At 61.6% G+C, this 16689-nt stretch carries 13 protein-coding genes; 4 read left to right on the forward strand and 9 right to left on the reverse strand.

Features of this window, described 5'->3' with window-relative positions:
* Positions 1–36 precede the first annotated feature (36 nt).
* The 9 genes from HZ993_RS03470 to HZ993_RS03510 form a co-directional block, all read right to left on the reverse strand.
* On the reverse strand, positions 37–603 hold the full coding sequence (locus tag HZ993_RS03470) for a hypothetical protein (RefSeq protein ID WP_209395881.1): 567 nt from the start codon (positions 601–603) through the stop codon (positions 37–39).
* Positions 604–719: 116 nt separating this feature from the next.
* Positions 720–2510, reverse strand: coding sequence for a hybrid sensor histidine kinase/response regulator (locus HZ993_RS03475; protein ID WP_209395882.1), 1791 nt, complete (start codon positions 2508–2510; stop codon positions 720–722).
* A 4-nt stretch (positions 2511–2514) separates the two neighbouring features.
* Complete coding sequence (locus HZ993_RS03480; protein WP_209395883.1) at positions 2515–3204, reverse strand: response regulator transcription factor; 690 nt, start codon at positions 3202–3204, stop codon at positions 2515–2517.
* Between the two features lie 76 nt (positions 3205–3280).
* Positions 3281–5104 carry an acyl-CoA dehydrogenase C-terminal domain-containing protein gene (locus tag HZ993_RS03485; RefSeq protein WP_209395884.1) on the reverse strand — a complete coding sequence of 608 codons (1824 nt, stop codon included), beginning with the start codon at positions 5102–5104 and terminating at the stop codon, positions 3281–3283.
* An 8-nt stretch (positions 5105–5112) separates the two neighbouring features.
* Positions 5113–6408 (reverse strand): acetyl-CoA C-acetyltransferase, encoded by a 1296-nt coding sequence (locus tag HZ993_RS03490; protein WP_209395885.1) that lies wholly within the window; start codon positions 6406–6408, stop codon positions 5113–5115.
* A gap of 65 nt (positions 6409–6473) precedes the next feature.
* On the reverse strand, positions 6474–7337 hold the full coding sequence (locus tag HZ993_RS03495) for a MaoC/PaaZ C-terminal domain-containing protein (RefSeq protein WP_209395886.1): 864 nt from the start codon (positions 7335–7337) through the stop codon (positions 6474–6476).
* 4 nt (positions 7338–7341) lie between these two features.
* Positions 7342–8748, reverse strand: coding sequence for a 3-oxoacyl-ACP reductase (locus HZ993_RS03500; protein ID WP_209395887.1), 1407 nt, complete (start codon positions 8746–8748; stop codon positions 7342–7344).
* An 87-nt stretch (positions 8749–8835) separates the two neighbouring features.
* Positions 8836–9912 (reverse strand): acyl-CoA desaturase, encoded by a 1077-nt coding sequence (locus tag HZ993_RS03505; RefSeq protein ID WP_209395888.1) that lies wholly within the window; start codon positions 9910–9912, stop codon positions 8836–8838.
* A gap of 43 nt (positions 9913–9955) precedes the next feature.
* The gene (locus HZ993_RS03510; protein ID WP_209395889.1) at positions 9956–11086 is read right to left on the reverse strand and encodes a ferredoxin reductase; all 1131 of its coding nucleotides are present in this window, start codon (positions 11084–11086) and stop codon (positions 9956–9958) included.
* Between the two features lie 160 nt (positions 11087–11246).
* Between HZ993_RS03510 and fabR the strand changes: the two genes are divergently transcribed.
* From fabR to HZ993_RS03530, 4 genes are read left to right on the forward strand one after another with little or no spacing between them, the layout of a single operon-like run.
* Positions 11247–11915: an HTH-type transcriptional repressor FabR gene (gene fabR, locus HZ993_RS03515; protein WP_209395890.1), complete on the forward strand. Its 669-nt coding sequence runs from the start codon at positions 11247–11249 to the stop codon at positions 11913–11915.
* Positions 11916–11974: 59 nt separating this feature from the next.
* Positions 11975–13123: a GGDEF domain-containing protein gene (locus HZ993_RS03520; protein ID WP_209395891.1), complete on the forward strand. Its 1149-nt coding sequence runs from the start codon at positions 11975–11977 to the stop codon at positions 13121–13123.
* A gap of 38 nt (positions 13124–13161) precedes the next feature.
* On the forward strand, positions 13162–13989 hold the full coding sequence (map, locus tag HZ993_RS03525) for a type I methionyl aminopeptidase (RefSeq protein WP_209395892.1): 828 nt from the start codon (positions 13162–13164) through the stop codon (positions 13987–13989).
* 35 nt (positions 13990–14024) lie between these two features.
* Positions 14025–16634, forward strand: coding sequence for a [protein-PII] uridylyltransferase (locus HZ993_RS03530; protein ID WP_209395893.1), 2610 nt, complete (start codon positions 14025–14027; stop codon positions 16632–16634).
* The last annotated feature ends 55 nt before the right edge of the window (positions 16635–16689 follow it).

The raw sequence follows: 16689 nt of genomic DNA on the forward strand, positions 1-16689 counted from the left end.
CTCACCATGGTCCTGGCCGACATGCGTGGCCCACGATCAGCGTGCGGATAACACCAGGGTTTGGGTAAAGGGCATAGCCCCCCCTACTTCGTAGCTCAAGGTCATAGGCTGACACGACAGGATGCGCGAAGTGCCCGCACCGAACCCCCCCGACACTGGGACGGAGATGGTTCCGAAGGAGCCGCTGACGGTGCTGGTGATGTTGTTGCTGGTCTCGGCCGTGGTCAGTACGTCGCTGCTGACCCTCCAGGTGCCGGTGACGCTGCCGGCAGTGTTGCCCGTGGCGCGTTCGCCGCTGGCGTTCATGTTGATCGTGAAGCTCGGGGTGTAGGTGTAGGTGCCGTTGGCGCGGATGTCCACAATGGCCTGGCCTGTGGTTGCGATGCTGACGAAAGCGGGCAGCGATGCCGCCGTGATTGCGCGTTGCGCCTGGTCGGCAGTCAGCAGCCATCGGCCCACCATGCACTCCTGGGTGCTAGCAAAATCGGATGGCAGCGTTGCGCCGGTGGGGGTGGTGGGGGCAGGCGCCTCGCTGCCGCCGCCACAGGCGGCGAGCAGCACGGTCAGGGTGAGGACCGTCAGGCTGTGTGTGTAGTTCTTCATGGCATCTCCTTGGGTTACGGGGTGCACGGAGTCTAGAAGCGCACGCCGTGGCCCAACAGTGCCGAAAGTCATGACTTGTTCCCGCCCGAACCGGCTGGACGGCAGCGCGCGGGCCCTCAGCGGGGCGGCACGCGGATTGCGTTGAGCAGGGCCTGCGCGTTCACCGGCTTGTACAGGGCTGTCAGGCCACTGTCCTGGATGCGGCGCAGCGTGTCCGGGCTGGTTTCGCCGGTGATCAACATTGTTTGCCAGGGCGCATGCGCTGGCGCCAGGGCTGCGAGTGATCGGGCCACAGCCAGGCCATCCACGCCATGGGCCAGGCGCATGTCGCAGATCACCGTCTCAAAGGGCGCCTGGTCGGCATGCGCTTGCGCAATGGCGGCGCGCGCCTGCGCCTCGTCGCGCACACTCACCAACTCCACCTTGAAGCTGTGCAACAAGGCGGTCACGGCCACCGAAATGCTCACCTCGTCATCAATGAGCAGGACCCGTTTTGGCAGTTGTGCATTGTGGAGGGGTGCGGTATCGGCGGCCATAGGCCCGGCGGGCAGAGAGGGGATGGACGCCTGCACGAGCCGAATCCTGAAGCGACTGCCGCGACCGGGGCGCGAATGCACTTCCATCGGATGTTCCAACAAGCTTGCGAGACGGTGAACCACCGACAAACCCAAGCCCAAACCACGGCTGCGATCACGGCCAGGGTTGTCGACCTGAAAGAACTCATCGAAGACACGCTGCTGGAGCTCAGGAGCGATGCCAATACCGGTATCGACCACATCCAGCCAGACCTCGGGCCCGCGCTGGCGTGCCACGATCAGCACCCCACCCTGCTCGGTATATTTGATGGCGTTGTCCACCAGGTTGGAGACCAGCCGCTGCAGCAAAAAGGCGTCGCTCTGCACCCATAACGCACTGGTGCGCAAGCGCAACTGCAAGCCTTTTTCTTCGGCCCGGGCGGCGAAGATGGCACCCAGCGATTGCAGTACCGGTTGCAAGGGGATCGGACTCTTGGTCGCGTGCACGCCACCCGCGTCGAGCTGAGAGACATCCAGCATGGCGTCCAGCGAATCAGAAAGTGCGCGCACGGCACCCATCAAATGCCGCGCATTCACACCCTGCGGGTGCGCGTGCAACTCGCGTTCGAGCACAGCGCCGAACAGGGAGATGGCGTGCAGGGGCTGGCGCATGTCGTGGTTGGCGGCAGCCAGGAAGCGAGTCTTCTCGGTGTCGCTGCGCACTACCTGGTCGACCTGTTGCGCCAGACGCCCCGCCAGCGACTGGTTCTCGAACTGACTGCGGATCATGCGCAGCGCGGACTCGTGCTGCTGGCGCGCATAGTGGAGCGTAACGGCCATGTTGAGCAGGCAGGACAGCGCCAGGAAACTGCTCAACACCGTGCCTTGCCAGGCCAGGTTGGCGGCCAGGCCCAGCGTCATCGGTATCACAAAACACTTCACCGAAGACATTGAAATGGTCAGCGACGGGGCGCCCACATTGCTGAGCGTCAGAATCAGGATCATCATCAATGCGCTGGCATCCAGATTGTCCCCAGGCGGTACGGCCCAGGGCAATAGCCCCCAGATCACACTGAAAGCCAGCATCTCCCACGCATGCCGGCGGCGCCATTGACTGGCATGTGTGGTCAGGCCCAAGGGATCGCGGTCAAATGCCCGGCCTTGCAGCGGGATCAACAAACGCACGGCGAAGTGAAGGCCGTACCACAGCAATATGGTCTGCGCAGGCCACAACCAGTACAGCAAAACACTGGTACCCAGTGCAAACACCGCGCCGGCAATGGAGGATGAGAGGTAGGTGGCAAAAAGTGCCTTGACTTGCGCGCTGAGGATATGCGCTTGAAGCCGCTGCTCCTCCGCGTCTGTGTCGCGACTGATCGCAGATTTACGCATGGACTTACCTTAACAGTGTGAGAAGTTGCGAGCGGGAGCGAACGCCAAAGCTCAGCAACAACTGGGAGATGTGGTTTTTCACGGTGCCTTCCGACAGGCACACACGCTCGGCAATTTCGCGGTTGGACAAACCGCTGAGCAGCGCGTCCAGCACCTGCGATTGCCTGGCACTCAGTTGTACGACCATACCGCTGCTGCTGCGGATCGTTCGATTGGGGCCACGCTCATCACCAAGGACTTGTGTGGGGCTCGGTTCGATGCTTTTGTCGATGGCGCGGTGAGCGGACAGCTGGCAGACAAAGTCCAGCACTTCCTGCATATGTCCGTTTTTGCTCAGGTAAGCCTGCGCGCCGAGGTTGAGCGCCTGTCGTTGGGTGTAGGGGTCGGAGTTGCCGGAAATTACTGCCACAGGGGCATCCGGAAAGCGCCGCAGGAAGGTCTGCAGACCCAGCAGACCGTGGGCATCTGGCAGGTGCAGGTCCAGCAATACCAGGTGAACATGGGCGCGCTGTTGGGCATAGGTGTCCATCGCCCGAGCTAGCGAGGCAGCCTCGAACCACACCAGCGCGCACGGCAAGGTGCGCGCATACGAATCAAGCAGAGTCTTCAGGCCCAGTCGCACCAAATCGTGATCGTCAACGACCAAGACCCCCATGCCGAGGCGGTCTTCATTGTTGACGGTGGCATGGATCATGATCGACCCATAATACGCGGGGCCTGATCGGCCGGACAAGTGACAAAAGTCACGAGCCGATCAGAACCCCAAAGCCTCACGCCATCTGGAACAGTTCCTGCGGCATCTGCATCACCGCACTGGTGGGTGCCAGTGCCGCGCTGTAGTGGCCATCTGCACGGGGCAGCAGGCGCGCAAAGTAGAACTCTGCCGTCTGGATCTTGGCGGTGTAGAAGTCGTTGGACTCCTTGCCCTTGCCGCTGGCCAGCAGCTCGGCGGCCTTGGATGCTTGCAGCGCCCAGAAGTAGGCCATCATCACAAAGCCGGAGTACATCAGGTAGTCCACGCTGGATGAACCCACCTGCTCGCGGTCCTTGGACGCGCGCAGCATGATGAGTGTGGTCAGCACATTCCACTGCGCCGTGCGGCGCGCCAGCGTGCGCATCATCTGACCCATGGGCGTGCGTTGCAGCGAATAGGGCTTGATCAGGCGCAGCATGGTGGCGCTGAAATCGCGCACACACTTGCCCTTGGTATTGAGCAACACCTTGCGGCCCAGCAGGTCCAGCGCCTGGATGCCGGTTGTGCCTTCGTACAGCGTGGAGATGCGGGCATCGCGCGCAATCTGCTCCATGCCGTGTTCACCGATGTAGCCGTGGCCGCCAAACACCTGGATGCCCAGGTTGGCCGCTTCCAGGCCCATCTCGGTCAAAAAGCCCTTGAGGATGGGCGTGTAGAAACCCAGTTCGTCGTCGTACTTCTTGTACTTGGCCTGGTCGCCTTCCGTCACGGCGTTGAACATCTTGTCGGCGATTTTGGAAGCGCCGTAGACCATGGCCCGGCCGCCTTCGGCAATGGCTTTTTGTGTGAGCAACATGCGGCGCACATCGGGGTGCCAGATCAAGGCATCCGCCACTTGTTCAGGTTCTTTTTTGCCGGACAGCGCGCGCATGGAGCGGCGCTCTTGGGCGTAGGGCAACGCGCCCTGGAAGGACAGCTCGGCATGGGCCACACCCTGGATGGCGGTGCCGATGCGGGCCGTATTCATAAAGGTGAACATGGCTTCCAGCCCCTTGTTGGGCTCGCCAATCAGGGTGCCGATGGCGCCGTCAAAGTTCAATACAGCCGTCGCATTGGCGGCGATGCCCATCTTGTGCTCCAGCGAACCGGTGTTGACGCCGTTGCGATCACCCACGGTGCCGTCAGCTGCCACCGCAAACTTGGGGACCACAAACAGCGAGATACCGCGTGTGCCTTCTGGAGCCCCCGGCAGGCGGGCCAGCACGATGTGCACGATGTTTTTCGCCAGGTCGTGGTCGCCAGACGAGATAAAAATCTTGGTGCCGGTCAGCGCGTAGGTGCCATCCGCTTGTGGCTCGGCGCGGGTCTTGACCTGGGCCAGGTCGGTGCCGCACTGGGGTTCGGTCAGGCACATGGTGCCGGTCCATTCGCCCGCAACCAGGCGGGGCAAGTAGACCGTCTTAATGGCGTCGGTGCCGTATTGCAGCAGCGTGTTGATGCAACCGATGCTCAGGCCGGGGTACATGTTGAACGACCAGTTGGCCGCGCCCATCATTTCCGACTTCATCAGGTTCAGCGACATGGGCAGGCCCTGGCCGCCGTACTCCACGGGGAAGGACAGGCCTTGCCAGCCACCGGCGATGAATTCTGCGTAGGCTTCCTTGAAACCCTTGGGCGTGGTGACCACACCGTCGTTCAACTGGCAGCCTTCCTTGTCGCCGGATGCGTTCAGCGGCGCCAGCACCTCTTCACACAGCGTGGCCGCGCCTTCCAGAATGGCGTCGACCATCTCGGGTGTGGCGTCGGCGCCGTTGGACAGCGTGCCGTAATGCTGGGGGTAGTCCAGCACTTCGTTAATCAAAAAGCGCATGTCGCGCAGGGGGGCTTTGTATTGCAGCATGGCGAGAATTACCTTTCGATGATGGCGACAACGCCCTGGCCACCTGCGGCGCAGATGGAGATCAAACCGCGGCCGGAGCCCTTTTGCGCCAGCATCTTGGCCAGCGTGGCCACAATGCGACCGCCGGTTGCGGCAAAGGGGTGACCCGCTGCAAGCGAGCTGCCGTTGACGTTGAGTTTGCTCATGTCGATCTTGCCCAGCGGCTTGGACAGGCCCAACTGGTTCTTGCAGAACACCTTGTCTTGCCAGGCGTTCAGCGTGCACAACACCTGGGCGGCAAAGGCTTCGTGGATCTCGTAGTAGTCAAAGTCTTGCAGCGTGAGGCCAGCGCGCGCCAGCATGCGCGGCACAGCGTAGGCCGGGGCCATCAGCAAGCCTTCTTTCTTGTCGAAGAAGTCCACGGCAGCAACTTCGCTGAAGGTGATGTAGGCCTGCACTGGCAGGTTATGCGCGGCGGCCCACTCTTCGCTGGCCAGCAGCACGGCGGATGCGCCGTCGGTCAGCGGTGTGGAGTTGCCGGCCGTCAAGGTGCCCTGGCCCGGTGCGACTTTCTTGTCGAACACGGGTTTCAGCGACCGCAGCTTTTCAATCGTCAGGTCGGCGCGCAGGTTGTTGTCTTTGGTCACACCCTTGAACGGTGTCATCAGGTCGGTGAAGAAACCCTGGTCGTAGGCCTTGGCAAGGTTCTGGTGGCTCTTCAGCGCCAGTTCGTCTTGGGCTTCACGGGGAACGGCCCATTCACGCGCCATGATCTCGGCGTGTTCACCCATGGAGAAACCGGTGCGTGGCTCGCCGTTTCGGGGCAAGGCGGGCTTGAGCAGCATGGAGGGACGCACACGCGCGGCAATCGCCAGACGCTGCGCACCGGTCTTGGCGCGGGACAGGTCCAAGAGGATCTTGCGCAGCTTTTCGTTCAGCGCAATCGGTGCGTCGGAGGTGGTATCCACACCGCCGGCAATGCCGGACTCGATATGGCCCAAGGCGATCTTGTTGGCCACGATCATCGCCGCCTCCAGGCCGGTGCCGCAGGCTTGCTGGATGTCAAAGGCCGGTGTCTCGCGCGCCAGCGTGGTGGACAACACGGATTCGCGCACCAGGTTGAAGTCACGCGAATGTTTCATCACCGCACCGGCAACCACGTCGCCCAGGCGTTCGCCGTGCAGGTTAAAACGGTCCACCAGGCCCTGCAGCGTGGCGGTCAGCATCTCCTGGTTGGAGGCTTGGGAATAAACGGTGTTGGAGCGGGCAAAAGGAATGCGGTTGCCGCCCAGAATGGCGACGCGGCGAATGGAGGGAGTTGTCATGGTGTTGTTCCTTGCGTATTGCAAAACAAAATAAAAGACTGGTTCGCAGGGCGTTTGCTACAGTTTTAGTAGCTAAGTTGGCCGCGCAGATGGGGGCGCATGCCCTTTTTGTCGCGCACTTCAAACTGCGCACCGTGGGCGGAGCGTTCGGTCCATAGCGCGGCGCGACCAGGCAGCAGCAGCGGTGTCTTGAACTCCACGGCGGCCGAGGCCTGCTCCAGCGGATCCGCCGGCAGCAGGTAGGACAAGGCGCGTGCCTTGGTCCACATGCCATGTGCAATGGCGCGTTTGAAGCCAAACAGCTTGGCGGTGATGGCCGTCAGGTGGATGGGGTTGCGGTCACCCGACACGGCGCCATAACTGCGGCCAATGTCGGCAGGCGCCGTAAATTCGGTCTGGCATGACAGCGATGTGTCCAGCGCCAGCTGGCTGGTGAAGGGCTGGCCCGATGTTTCCTTGACACCCACGCGCAGCAGGCTTTGTGTGGCGCTCCAGACCAGCTCACCATCGCGCAGGATGCGCAGGTCCAGCGTAAAACCCTGGCCTTTTTCGTGGGTGAACAGTTCGCCCGTGCCCATCTCGATCCGCACCGTGTCACCGGCGCGCAATTGCTTGCGCTGCGCAATGCTGTTGGCCAAATGCACCGTGCCCATGGCGGGCCAGGGGCATTCGGGTGAGCACATATACGCCGTCACCAGCGGGAAGGTCAGCATTTGCGGGTAGATCAGCGGCACACCTTGTGATGCGCTGAAGCCGCACAGTGCGGCATAACGCGCGATGTGTTGGGCATCCAGCGTGACGCTGGGGATGGCCAGCTCGACCTTGGGCAAGGTCTTGACCAGGCCGGGGCGCTTGCCACCCGTGCCCAGGGCACGGAAGAAGGTGGCCGCCAGGCTGGGGGAGCCGGTGATGTCTTGGGTTGTAGTCATAGTTTTAAGCACCAATCAGGCTTTGGCCGCAGACGCGCACCACATTGCCGGTCAAACCGCCGGAGGCTGGAGACGCAAACCAGGCAATGGCCTCGGCCACGTCCACCGGCTGACCGCCCTGCCCCATGGAATTCATGCGGCGGCCGGCTTCGCGGATCGCAAACGGCACAGCGGCCGTCATCTGGGTTTCGATGAAACCAGGCGCCACGGCGTTGATGGTGATGCCCTTCTCGGCCAGTACCGGCGCCATGCTTTGCACCATGCCAATAACACCGGCCTTGGACAACGCGTAATTGGTCTGGCCCAGGTTGCCGGCTATGCCGGAGATGGACGACACACACACAATGCGCGCACCGGCTTTCAAGGCACCTGCTGCTACCAGCGCGTCGTTGATGCGCTCTTGGGTGGACAGGTTGACGTTGACCACTGCCTGCCACAGGTGGTCCTTCATGTTGGCAATGGTCTTGTCGCGGGTGATGCCGGCGTTGTGCACGACCACGTCCCAACCGCCATCGGCCAGCGCTGCGTCCACCAGGGCTTGGGGCGCTTCGGCAGAACCAATATCTAGCGCCAGTGCCTTGGCACCCAGGCGTTTGGCCACAGCATCCAGACCTTCTTGCGCTTGCGGTACGTCCAGGCAGATGACCTCTGCCCCGTCGCGGGCCATCACCTCAGCAATCGACTCACCAATGCCGCGTGATGCGCCGGTTACCAGAATCTTTTTACCGGCGAGGGGCAGGTTCCAGTCGACGGCTGCAGTAGCGGTGCTGGGCATGCTCAAGCGCACCACCTGCGCCGACACATAAGCCGAACGCGGCGACAGCAAAAAGCGCAAGGTGTTCTCCAACTGGTCTTCGGCGCCCTCGGCCACGTACACCAGTTGTACTGTGATGGCACGTTTGAGTTCCTTGGCCAATGAGCGCGTCAGACCTTCCAGTGCGCGCTGGATCGTGGCCTGGCGCGGATTGGCACAAGCCTCGGGCGGGCGACCCAGCACAACCACTCGGCCGCAGGGCAACACCGAACGTGCGGCGTCGTGGAAGAAGTTGTAGATGGCGTCCGATTCCGAGCTGTCGGTCAGGCCCGTGGCGTCAAATACCAGGGCCTTGACTTTTTCGCCTGGCTGGTCGGCAACGCCCCAGCGGCCGGTCATCATGCCGGCCTCGTTGGCCAAGCCCATCCATTGCGGCAGGCTCTTGTGCGCCACGGTTTGTGCGTCCATGGACTTGAAGGCGGCTACCAGCGCGTTCAGCAGTTGGGGGGTACCACCGCCACCGAGCAACACACCACCCTTGATGACGGGTTGGCCGGGTTTAAAACGCTCCAAAGGCAGGGGTTGGGGCAAGCCCAGCATCGCTGCGATACGGGAGCCTAAAGTTGAGTTGGCAAAGCCAAGGTACGAATCGTTCATGAGAGGGAAGCTCCTTTGGGGCGCGATGGTACCGACCAATTGGTCATTTAACGTAGAGCGCTTCGCCTAACCGCATATTGCAGTGCATCAAACGGGCACACGCTTGGGCGGCATGGTGTAGGTCAATATGCGCTTCATCACCGTCCAATACTGCTTGTACAGGCTGCCCGTGTTGTAGAAAAGGCCGTATTTGCGGCACAGCGCCTGGATCTGCGGGGCCACTTCCGGGTAGCGGTGGGCCGGCATGTCGGGGAACAGGTGGTGTTCGATCTGGTGGCTCAGATGGCCACTCATCACGTGAAAGAGCCTGCCACCCGTGAGGTTGCTGGAGCCCGAGAGCTGGCGTATGTACCAGTCACCCTTGGTTTCGTTGCGTGTATCTTCCTCGCGGTAGATCGCTACACCCTCGGTGAAGTGGCCGCAAAAGATGATCAGGTAGGTCCACAGGTTGCGTATCAAATTGGCGCAGAAATTACCCGCCAGCACACGCGGAGCACTCCACAGCGCCAGTGCGGGGAACAGCAGGTAGTCCTTGAACCAGACCTTGCCGACCTTGGTCAAGAAACGGTCCAGCCGCGCCTTGAATTCGGCCTTGGGCATGGCGCCGTGTTTGTAACGGCCAATCTCCAGATCGTGTGAACCCACGCCGTACTGGAAACCCATGGCCAGCATCAGGTTCGCCAGCGGCTGGAACCAGTGGCGCGGCTTCCACTTTTGTTCATCCGTCATGCGCAACAGTGAATAACCCAGGTCGCGGTCCTTGCCCAGGATGTTGGTGTAGGTGTGGTGGGTGACGTTGTGTGAATGCCGCCACTGCTCGCCATCACAGGCAATGTCCCACTCAAAGGTTTGTGAATTCAGCGCCGGGTCGCCGGTCCAGTCGTATTGGCCGTGCATCACGTTGTGACCAATCTCCATGTTGTCCAAAATTTTGGCACTGGCCAGGGCCAGCACGCCTGCCACCCAACTGAGTGGCCCCACGCCAAAGTGCAGCAGCGCGCGGCCACCGATTTCGCTGGCGCGGCTGATGCGGATCATGTTGCGCATGTGGTCCACATCGGCTTGGCCGAGGTTGTTCATGACGCTGTCGCGGATGGTGTTGACCTCGCGTTCGAATTCGGCAACCTGTTCGCGGCTCAGGGTGGTGGGTTTGGCAAAACTCATGGAGGGCTCCAGTCTGGGTTTGAATGTTTGGGGTTGCGTGTGTTCAGAGCGCCAGCGCCACATCGGAGCGCGCGGTGGAAATGCACAGGCGTATCAGTTCATTCGGCGCGGACGACACTTCACCGGTCTGTAGGTTCTCCACCGTGCCACTGGTTTTGACACACTGGCAGGAGCGGCAGATGCCGATGCGGCAGCCGTGTTTGGGCGTCAGCCCTGCCCGCTCGGCTTGCACCAGCAAGGGGTCTGTGCCGCTGGTGGTGAATGTGGTGCCGCTGTTGGCAAAGGACACCTGGACGGGTGTGCCTGGGGCAGTACTGGGCAACAAGGGTGCACCTACAAAGCGCTCGCTAAACAGCTGCTTGTCAAAACCCTGGGTATCCCAATACGCGCTGATGGCGTCCATGAACCCTGCCGGACCACACATCCAGGTGCTGCGCGTGTTCAGATCCGGCACGTGTTGCGCCAACACCTGTGGCGAGAAGAAACCTGCACTCGCGTCGTAATGCACCACCAGTCGCAAGCCTGTGAAATCGGCAGCCAGGGCTTGCAACTGCGCGGCAAAGATCAGGTCATCCGGTGCCCGGCATACATGCAGAAACACCACATCGCCACCGTAATTGCGGGCCTTGAGATCGCGCAGCATGGACATCACCGGAGTGATGCCGCTGCCCGCGCTGAGCAGCAAGATGTTGGCGGGCAAGGCATCCGGCAGGACGAATTCACCCGTGGCCTGGCTGATGGTCAGCACATCCCCAACCGAAACCGCGGTGTGCAAGTGATTGGAGACAAGACCCTGGTCCTGACGCTTGACGGTAAAGGCGATGCGGCGCGCTCCCGGCCGTGACGACAGGCTATAGGCCCGCTCCACACGGCGGCCATTGATCTCCAACTGCACACGCACAAACTGCCCGGCCTGCGCGCTGGCCCACAGCGCATTGGGCTGCAGCACAAAGGTCTTGGTGGTGGCGGTCTCGTCTACGATGCGCAGCACGCGCGCGCGGACCTGCGTCAACGACAACAGCGGGTGCAAGGCGCTGAGTGCATCCTCTACCGCATCCAGCCGAACAATGGATTCCACCCAAGGGTGACCCAAGGCCTTAACCAAGGGCGTGTTCACGGCACGGGCCAGAACGTGGGCAGTGGTGCGGGTAGCGGTTGTGGGGGAAGGCTGCATGGTGGCTCCTGGTTGGAATGGTTTTATTGTGTACATATGTACACCAATAGTCAATAAACCGAAATGGCTTTAGAGAAGCCAACCAATTTTCCAATGAACAACAACCCTATTTCTGCATTCCGGCCAAAAACAATAGAATACAAACGTACACACAATCGACATGACCAAGCCCACACCCACCACCGACCCCAAGGACAAGCTCACCCGCACCGAGCGCAAGGACATCACCCGCAACAGCCTGTTGCAGGCGGCACTGGCCCTCATGGGTGAAGGCCGTAGCTTCACCAGCCTGGGCATCCGCGAGATTGCGCGCGAGGCTGGCATGGTGCCCAATGCCTTTTACCGGCACTTCCGCAATACCGATGAACTGGGCCTAGAGCTGGTCGAGGAGATGGGTATTGCGCTGCGCCGCCTGCTGCGCGAGGCCCGCCAAACCGATACCGCCAACACCGACATCGTGCGCCGTTCGGTGCAGGTCTACCGCCGCTACGTGGTGGACAACCGTCTGCTATTTTTGTTCGTCTCCAGCGAACGCTCGGGTGGCAGCCGTATTTTGCGCATGGCCATTCGCAACGAGGTAGCGCACTTCACCAATGAAATGGCGCAGGACTTCCGCCGCCTGGGCGCCTACAAAGACCTGTCGACCGCCAGCCTGCAAATGGTGTGTGGCCTGATCGTGACCACCATGCTGGCTGCGGCGCCCGAGATTCTGGACCTGCCGCCCGACCAACCCATGCTGGAGGCGGAGATGACCGAAAACTTCGTCAAACAGCTGCAGTTGGTCTTGATAGGCGCATCCAGCTGGAAAGAAGACCCGCGCAAAGCCTGATCACAAAAAACGCGTGCAGGCTTTGCCCATGGCAGCTAGACTGAATCCATGGTGGCACCTTGCTGAACAATTCGACGCTGCTGTTGGTACAAATTGGCTTCACGGTCCTGACGACCCTGTTGTTGATTGCCGCCGCACTGTCCACAGATGCCTTGGCCGAGCAGCGCCTGTGGGCATTGGGCAATGTGGTGACCTGCCTGGGGCTGGCGGTCGGCAATATGACCCAGCTGCCGGCGGTCGTGCATGGCGGCTTCAGTTATGCCCTGCTGGGTTTGGGTCTGGCCCTGGTGCTACGGGGTGTGCGCCAGTTCTGTGACCTGGCATTGACCGGGCGTTGGCTGCTGGGCATCACCGCCGTCACGTTTCTGATTCCCGCCTATTTTGCGACCGTGCAACCCAGCCAGACCGCGCGGCTGGTGGCCACGGGGCTGCTCTTGGGTGGGCTGAACCTGGCCTGTGCCATCACCCTGGTGCGGGGTTTGCGGGGAAGCGTTCGCGCCATGATGTGGATAGCCGTGAGTGGCTTCACCGCGCTGGGCCTGGCCTTGGTACTGCGCTCCGTCTACCAGCTGGTAGCCTACGCCAGTGGCCCCAACGCGGTGTCCGATGAAACGCTGATGTCGATCACAATTCTGGTCGTGGCGCTGGCCCAGGTGACCATCGCCTTTGGCCTGATCATGCTGGTGGCCCACCGGTATGCCGAAAAACTCAACCGCCTGACCCTGCTCGACCCGTTGACCGGCACCCTGAACCGCCTGGGCATGGAGCGCATGGGACAACGTGTGCTGGTGCGTTCACGGCAAAGCATGCGCAACGTCGCAATAGCCTTGGTGGATGCCGACCATTTCAAGGCCATCAATGACAAATACGGCCACCCTGTGGGTGACCAGGTGCTGGTCCACCTTGCCAAACTGCTGATTGCACAGGTGCGCCCGGGGGACCTGGTGGTGCGCTACGGTGGTGAAGAGTTTTTGCTGTTGCTGGACGGCTCTGGCCCCGAATCAGCTTTCCGCATTGCAGACCGCCTGCGGGAGCTGGTAACACAGGCCCAGGTGGCCACCCCGGCAGGCAATATCCGCTACCAGGTGAGTGTCGGGGTCAGCAACACCGAGAAGTCGGGATACTCCCTGGCCCAGCTGATTCTGGATGCCGACGCAGCGCTGTACCGGGCCAAACAGGAAGGCCGCAACCGCGTCTGCGTAGCCTGACGGCGGCTCCAGCTGCGACTCTCTGGGATAATTGCGCCATGACCATTACCTACAAAGATGCCCAGGGCATCGCTGGCATGCGTGTTGCAGGCCGCCTCGCCTCCGAAGTGCTGGATTACCTGACCCCTTTCGTCAAACCCGGCGTCACCACCAACGCGCTGGACAAGCTGGCCCACGACTACATCACCCAGGTGCAAGGCGCCATTCCGGCACCGCTGAATTACCGGGGTGGCGGCGACATTCCCTACCCCAAGTCCATCTGCACCTCGGTCAACCACCAGGTTTGCCACGGCATCCCCAACGACAAGCCGCTCAAAAAGGGCGATGTGGTCAACATCGATGTCACCGTCATCAAGGACGGCTGGCACGGCGACACCAGCCGCATGTTCATGGTGGGCGAGGTATCGATTGCCGCCAAGCGGCTGGCCAACATCACCTACGAAGCCATGTGGAAAGGCATCATGCTGGTCAAACCCGGCATCCACCTGGGTGATATCGGTTATGCGATCCAGAAGTTTGCCGAAGGCCATGGTTTCAGTGTGGTGCGCGAATTCTGCGGCCACGGCATTGGCCAGATCTTCCACGAAGAACCCCAGGTGCTGCACTATGGGCGCCCGGGCACACTGGACAAGCTGGTCGAAGGCATGACCTTCACCATCGAGCCCATGATCAACGCCGGCAAGAAAGAAATCAAGGACGGCCCCGAGAAAGACGGCTGGACCATTGTCACCAAGGACCACTCGTTGTCTGCCCAATGGGAACACACCGTATTGGTAACCCCAACGGGTTATGAGGTGATGACACTGTCTGCAGGCTCACCGCCCATACCCGCGTTTGTGCCTGTGCAAGCGACTGCCGCGGCCTGATCCCGTTCTGCGCGACCACCGCACGGCACGACCCCATGGCTGATTTGCAGGCAATCCGCACCGCCTACCGCGCCGACAAAACCCTTCTGCTGCAAGCCCTGGGGCAAGGTGATGCCACCGGGCGTGATGTACACAAGGCCCTGATACGGCTAGCCCACCTGGCCGATGGTGTGCTCAAGCAGTTGTGGGACCATGCCGGCCTGCAACACCCCTTCGCCCTACTGGCGGTGGGTGGTTTTGGCCGTGGTGAGTTGTTTCCGCACTCCGATGTGGATGTGCTGGTGCTGCTGCCCGATGGTTTTGACCCCCACTACGACACTGCCCTCAAGGGCCGCATCGAAGCCTTTATTGGCAGCTGCTGGGATGTGGGGCTGGAGATAGGCTCCAGCGTGCGCACATTGGGTGACTGCCTGGCCGAGGCGGCCAAAGATGTCACCATACAAACAGCCCTGCTGGAGCACCGGCTGATCACGGGCAACACCGAACTGGTGCAGCAGTTCCAGACCGCCTTCTTCAAGGCCATGGACCCTCGCGCCTTTTTTGTGGCCAAAACACTGGAACTGCGCCAGCGCCACACCAAGTTCGAAAACACACCGTATTCCCTAGAGCCCAACTGCAAAGAATCGCCCGGAGGACTGCGCGACCTGCAGGTCATCCTGTGGGTGGCCAAGGCGGCCGGCTTTGGCGACAACTGGCATGCGCTGGCCGTCAACGGCCTGGCCACACCGTTTGAGGTGCGGCAGATCCAGCGCAACGAGTCCCTGCTGATGCGCGTGCGCGCCCGCCTGCACCTGATTGCCAACCGGCGCGAAGACCGCCTGATCTTCGACATGCAGAACGCGGTGGCCGAGTCCTTTGGCTACACCACCAAGACCCTGGTCTCCACCGGCGCCACACCCAAACGCACCATCGTGCGCGCGAGCGAGGCGCTGATGAAGCGTTATTACTGGGCCGCCAAGGCTGTGGCCCAGCTCAACCAGATTCTGCTGCTCAATATCGAAGAGCGCTTGAACCCGTCGACCCACGCGCCCCGCCCTATCAATACGCGCTTTAACGACAAGGCGGGCATGATCGATGTGGTCAGCGACGACCTGTACCAGCGCGAGCCCCATGCCATTCTGGAGACCTTTCTGGTCTACCAGACCACGGTAGGCGTCAAGGGTTTGTCGGCCCGCACGCTGCGTGCCCTGTACAACGCCCGCAGCCTGATGGACGCCCGTTTTCGCAGCGACCCGGTCAACCGCCAGACCTTTCGCCAGATCCTGACGCAGCCCCAGGGCACGACGCACGCCATGCGGCTGATGAACCAGACCTCGGTGCTGGGGCGTTACCTGTGGGTGTTTCGCCGCATCGTGGGGCAGATGCAGCATGACCTGTTCCATGTGTACACGGTGGACCAGCACATCCTGATGGTGCTGCGCAATATGCGCCGCTTCTTCATTGCCGAGCATTCACACGAATACCCGTTCTGCTCGCAATTGGCCGCGGGCTGGGACAAGCCCTGGCTGTTGTCGATAGCCGCCATCTTCCACGACATTGCCAAGGGCCGCGGCGGCGACCACTCCGACCTGGGCGGTGCCGAGGTGCGGCGCTTCTGCAAGCAACACGGCTTCGGTGGCGAAGACTCCCAGCTGATCGAGTTTGTGGTGCGCGAACACCTGACCATGAGCCGCATCGCCCAAAAGGCCGATCTGAGCGACCCCCGCGTGATTGCCGACTTTGCCCAACGCGTGGGCAACGAGCGCCAGTTGACCGCCCTCTACCTGCTGACCGTGGCCGACATCCGCGGCACCTCACCCAAGGTGTGGAATGCCTGGAAGGGCAAGCTGCTGGAAGACCTGTATCGCTACACCAGCCGCGCGCTGGGCGGCCATGCGCCCGACCCCGATGCCGAGGTGGAAGCCCGCAAGCGCGAGGCCCTGGCCATCGTCAATATGCACTCCCTGCCCTTCGAGGCCCACAAGCCGCTGTGGGATACGCTGGATGTGGGCTATTTCATGCGCCATGACGCGGCCGACATCGCCTGGCACACCCGCCACCTGTCGCGCCTGGTGGGCTCCAGCCATGCGGTGGTGCGTGCACGCCGCTCGCCTGCGGGCGACGGCCTGCAGGTAATGGTCTATACGCCAGACCAAAGTGATCTGTTTGCCCGTATTTGCGGCTATTTTGAGCAACGTGGTTTCAGCATTCTGGATGCACGTGTGCACACGGCCAAAAACGGTTACGCATTGGACACCTTCCAGCTGGTCACCGCTGCCGGCCCCGAGGAATACCGCGAAATCACCAGCATGATCGAAAACGGGCTGACCAAGGTCATCACCGATGCAGGGCCGCTGCCCAAACCCAGCCGCGGCCGGGTGTCGCGCCGGGTCAAGAGCTTTCCCATTGCACCCCGTGTGACCTTGACGCCCGACGAGAAAGGCCAACGCTGGCTGCTCAATGTGTCGGCCAGCGACCGTGTGGGTCTGCTCTACAGCCTGGCCCTGGTGCTGGCACGCCACCAGGTCAACGTGCAACTGGCCAAGATTGCCACTTTGGGCGAGCGCGTGGAGGATACGTTTTTGATCGACGGGCCCGAGCTGCAGCACAACAAGAAGCAGATCGAGATCGAAACCGAATTACTGGAAGCCCTGGCGGCCCAGTGAAAATGCTACTGTATTTATAGCAATACAGTCATATTTCTCGGGGGCTAGAGGCCAA

The sequence above is a fragment of the Rhodoferax sp. AJA081-3 genome (assembly GCF_017798165.1).
Lineage (GTDB): Bacteria > Pseudomonadota > Gammaproteobacteria > Burkholderiales > Burkholderiaceae_C > Allorhodoferax.